Origin of the sequence: Thiocapsa sp., assembly GCF_011390875.1 — a bacterium.
Lineage (GTDB): Bacteria > Pseudomonadota > Gammaproteobacteria > Chromatiales > Chromatiaceae > Thiocapsa.
This window is the reverse complement of the sequence record NZ_JAABRP010000303.1, coordinates 1-4,173: the sequence shown is the minus strand read 5'-3', so window position 1 is coordinate 4,173 and position 4,173 is coordinate 1. Positions and strand designations below refer to the sequence as shown.

At 64.7% G+C, this 4,173-nt stretch carries 4 protein-coding genes and 1 pseudogene; 2 read left to right on the top strand and 3 right to left on the bottom strand.

Going from position 1 to position 4,173, the window contains the following annotated elements; genetic code table 11:
- The 3 genes and pseudogenes from GPT33_RS17465 to GPT33_RS17455 form a co-directional block, all read right to left on the bottom strand.
- Positions 1–343 (bottom strand): annotated as a pseudogene (locus GPT33_RS17465) (hypothetical protein); the annotation flags it as partial.
- Positions 340–1,869 (bottom strand): helicase HerA-like domain-containing protein, encoded by a 1,530-nt coding sequence (locus GPT33_RS17460; protein WP_296811586.1) that lies wholly within the window; start codon positions 1,867–1,869, stop codon positions 340–342. The pseudogene GPT33_RS17465 and the gene GPT33_RS17460, both read right to left, overlap by 4 nt.
- A 296-nt stretch (positions 1,870–2,165) precedes the next feature.
- On the bottom strand, positions 2,166–2,582 hold the full coding sequence (locus tag GPT33_RS17455; protein WP_296811585.1) for a TerB family tellurite resistance protein: 417 nt from the start codon (positions 2,580–2,582) through the stop codon (positions 2,166–2,168).
- Positions 2,583–2,783: 201 nt separating this feature from the next.
- On the opposite strand from GPT33_RS17455, the gene GPT33_RS17450 reads away from it, so the two are divergent.
- The gene (locus tag GPT33_RS17450; protein WP_296811581.1) at positions 2,784–3,404 is read left to right on the top strand and encodes a hypothetical protein; all 621 of its coding nucleotides are present in this window, start codon (positions 2,784–2,786) and stop codon (positions 3,402–3,404) included.
- A gap of 66 nt (positions 3,405–3,470) precedes the next feature.
- Positions 3,471–4,049 carry a peptidylprolyl isomerase gene (locus GPT33_RS17445; protein WP_296811577.1) on the top strand — a complete coding sequence of 193 codons (579 nt, stop codon included), beginning with the start codon at positions 3,471–3,473 and terminating at the stop codon, positions 4,047–4,049.
- Positions 4,050–4,173 lie beyond the last annotated feature (124 nt).

Genomic DNA, 4,173 nt, shown 5'->3' with positions numbered 1-4,173 from the left:
CCGCCTGCTCCATCAACTCGCAGGCGACCCGCAGGCTCGCGTACCAATCCTCACGCTCGTCGATGTCGAGCGCGTGGCGTCGCTTCAGCTCTCGCACTTCGGCCTGTGTCAGCTTATCGGTGAGCAGCTCGGTGGTGTAATGGGAGCCTTGCGTGGTGACCTTCACGAGCCGCAGCTCGTTGGGGCCGACGGTATTCGGCGTATCGCCGAAGAGATCCAGACCTTCCCTGCGAGCGTTGACCTTCCGATTCGTGACGACATACATAGCGAAACCCTCTTGCTTGCCCTCGACGGAAATCGCCCGGCGCCCATCGACGCTGTGATTCGGTCTCGTCCGCGTCACCTGCGCCCGCGCGTACTCCCGCCGGTCAGCGAGCCCATGATCCCGCGGATCAGCTGACGGCCGATCTGGCTGCCGAGCGAGCGCATGGCGCTGGTCGCAAAGGCTTCGACCGGGGTCTGGCGCGTGCTGGAGCGTCGGGCGGGGGCTTTGCCGGTCGATGACGTCTGGGCGGTCTTGCCGCTGCGGCCGAAGTACTCGGACAAATCCGGGATCTCGGGCGCGGCCGAGGCCGTGGCGGCCTGCTCGGCACGCTGCTCGAGGATCTCGTAGGCGGAGACTCGGTCGACCGTGACGTCGTAGATACCCTTCACCAACGACTGATCCATGACGGCCTTGCGAACCTCTGGCTCGATGGGGCCGAGATGGCTTCCGGGCGGCGCAACATTGACCCGCTGGACGATGCCCGGAATCCCCTGCTCGTCGAGGGTCGAGACGAGCGCCTCGCCGACGCCGAGTGCGGTGATGGTGGCCGCTGTGTCGAGCGCCGGATTCTGCCGGAAGGTCTCGGCGGCGACCCGCACCGCGCGCTGGTCGCGCGGCGTGAAGGCACGCAAGGCGTGCTGGATGCGGTTTCCGAGTTGTCCGAGGACGGTATCAGGGACATCCATCGGATTCTGTGTCACGAAATAGACCCCGACACCCTTGGAGCGGATCAGGCGCACGACCTGCTCGATCTTGTCGAGCAGGACCTTGGGCGCATCCTTAAAGAGCAGATGGGCCTCGTCGAAAAAGAAGACCAGCTTGGGCTTGTCCTGATCGCCCGCCTCGGGCAACTCCTCGAACAGCTCGGACAGGAGCCAGAGCAGGAACGTGGAGTAGATCTCCGGGGTGTGGATCAGCTTGTCCGCAGCCAGGATGTTGATGTAGCCGTGGCCCTGCTCGTCGGTCTGCATCATGTCCTGCAGCGTGAGCGCGGGCTCGCCGAAGAGCAGGTCTCCGCCCTGCTTCTCGATGACCAGCAGGCGGCGTTGAATTGCGCCCACGCTCGCCGACGAGACGTTGCCGTAACGGGTCTGGAGCTCCGCGGCGTTCTCCGCCACATGCGCCAACAAGGCGCGCAGATCCTTGAGATCCAGGAGTAGCCAGCCGTTCTCGTCGGCGACATGGAAGACGATGTTGATGACGCCTTCCTGCACCTCGTTGAGATTGAGCAAACGCGACAGGAGCAGCGGTCCCATCTCGGTCAAGGTGGTGCGGACCGGGTGACCCTGCTCGCCCTGGATGTCCCAGAACATCACCGGATTGCCGGCAAAGGCGAAGCCTTCCTCCTGCTCCAGGCCCATCTCGGCGACACGCTCGACGACACGCCGGTTGCCGCCGCCCGGCTGGCTGATGCCCGCCAGATCGCCCTTGATGTCGGCGAGGAACACAGGTACGCCGATGCGACTGAATTGCTCGGCGAGCCGCTGCAGAGTCACCGTTTTGCCCGTACCCGTCGCACCCGCGACCAGCCCGTGCCGGTTGGCCATGCGCGAGAGGATCGAGACCGGCTCGGTTCCTTTGCCGACGAGGATGGACTGGGTCATGACAGGCACTCCGTGTGTGGCGATGGCGTTGATCAGAGGAACCGCGGCCGGCAACGCGCAGAGGTACGGTGCCGAGCGGTCGGGGCGTCAAGTGTCGCACCGGCAACCGCAGCGGTCAGATGCAGAAATCGCTCATCGACCGCGGATTCACCAACGTCTACAACGTCGGCGAAGGGATGGTCGGAAGCCGCGCCGGGGCCGGCTGGACTCAAGAGCGACAGCCGGTGGAACCTTGTCCGCGCTGTTGAGCCGGGCCGCGTGCGGCACGCGCCGGACGGCCCCGTACCGGCCGCCGCTCAGTCCGGCTCGGCGAGTGAGTCGATATCGATCTCCCAGCGGTCGAGCATCTGGCGATAGATCACAAGCTCGGCGTCGGAAAAAAAGCCGTCCGAGCGCGCCAGCAGCAGAAGTATCCGGGCCAAGTTCCGACGCGAGATACGATCCGTGACCGGCGCCAGGACGGTGTCGACCCAATCCGGGTCGGCGAGTCCCACGAAGCGCGCGGTACCTGCATGGGCGATGAGGTCGTCGCAGTAGCCGTCGAAGACCTTGGCAAAGTCGTCGCGGTCGACGCCGAAGCGCTCGAAGACACCGATCTCCTCGAGCATGTCCATCTCCTCGTCCTTCACCTCGCCATCGCCGATGATGAAGAGTGAGATGACGCGCAGCATGGCCTCGGCGCTGTTGTCGGCGTAGGGGGTGATCTCGGGCATCCTCGTCCTGGCTCCTCATGATGTCGTTGTCGTGACGGTCGCGCAAATGATCGCATAAACCAGAGCGCGCCGCCGCGCAGGTCCGGACCGGTCGGGTTTGCGTTCTCGGGAGCAGAGGCTCCAAAATGGCGGCGGCTCCGGGTGCGGTTTAAGCGCGGCCCGGATCGAACGTTCCGATTGACCTCCACGGACGCGACAGCCATGTTCTTCCCCGTAGACGACACAACCCGCCGCAAGGCCAAGACGCCGCATGAGCTGGCGATGGTCAACCTGATCGTCTTCAACCTCCTGATCGGGGTGGCGCTGCTCGCGGGCTCGATGGCGGAGCCGGATTCCGTGATCGGGCGCTACAAGTGGCTTGCGGTGTCGATTCCGCTCGCCCTCTCCTTGCTGCTGATCGGCGTCACCTGGATCAAGTCTCGGCGACCCGGCAAGGACATGAGCTGGTTTGCCGCAACCCACTGGCGATTGGCCGCGAGCCGCTATCGGCTGATCCTGATCGCCTATCTGGTGTGTGCCGCGATCCTGAGCGTTGCCCTGCTCGGCAGGACGGACGAGACCGAGATCGCGGCACAGCTCAAGACCCTGCCGCCGGCGATGCAGGAGATGGAGCGGCATAAGATCGAGTCTCAGGACATGGCAAGCGCCATTTGGGCCCGCATCGGCGTGGTGCCCCTGTTGCTTGCCGTCATGGTCACCATCATGCTTGAGTCCGGCGCACTCTACCAAGCCGGACGCGGGGAGCTGCCCGAGACGTTGGTCGCACGATTTCCTCCGCCGGACGGGCTCATCGGGAGCGAGACCGAGCCGCCGGTCGCATGACACCCGGCTTTCCCCGACTTTTTTCCGACGATCCCTCACAACGTTTCACCACGACAGGAATTGACCATGTCAAAACCATCCCTCTATCTCACCACGGTACTCTTAGCTGCTATGACGACACCCGCACTTGCTGACAACCCCAAGGTCGCGTTGGACGTAACGATCGGCGGCGAGCCCGCCGGCACCATCACGATCGAACTGTTCGCCGACGTCGTCCCGAAGACGGCCGAGAACTTCCGCGCGCTCTGCACCGGCGAGAAGGGCATGGGCAAGAGCGGCAAGCCGCTGTCCTATGCCGGCAGTCCGTTCCATCGCATCATCCCGGGCTTCATGATCCAAGGCGGGGACTTCACTCGCGGCAACGGCACGGGCGGCGAGTCCATCTACGGCGAGAAGTTCGCCGACGAGAACTTCGAGCTCAAGCACACCGGGGCGGGCATCGTCTCGATGGCGAACGCCGGGCCCAATACCAATGGGTCGCAGTTCTTCATCACGGTCGATGCGACACCTTTCCTAGATGGCAAGCATGTCGTGTTCGGCAAGGTCGTCGAGGGCATGGATGTCGTCGAGGCGATGGAAGCCCAAGGCTCGCGCTCCGGCGGAACCAAGACCGAAGTCGTCCTCGCGGACTGCCGCGCGCTCTGACGTCGATAGGACCCTCGACCCGTTTCGGGTCGAGGGTTGCACCAATGCGGGGACGCCTAGACCCCGAGCCGCTGCCTGACCGACCGAACCGTCCGCATCGCGATGAGCCTGGCGGGCGCGCATG

Bases quoted from the DNA above. Each gene is read 5' to 3' on its own strand.
- GPT33_RS17460 (WP_296811586.1), bottom strand. From the start codon at position 1,869: ATGACCCAGTCCATCCTCGTCGGCAAAGGAACCGAGCCGGTCTCGATC.
- GPT33_RS17455 (WP_296811585.1), bottom strand. From the start codon at position 2,582: ATGCCCGAGATCACCCCCTACGCCGACAACAGCGCCGAGGCCATGCTG.
- GPT33_RS17450 (WP_296811581.1), top strand. From the start codon at position 2,784: ATGTTCTTCCCCGTAGACGACACAACCCGCCGCAAGGCCAAGACGCCG.
- GPT33_RS17445 (WP_296811577.1), top strand. From the start codon at position 3,471: ATGTCAAAACCATCCCTCTATCTCACCACGGTACTCTTAGCTGCTATG.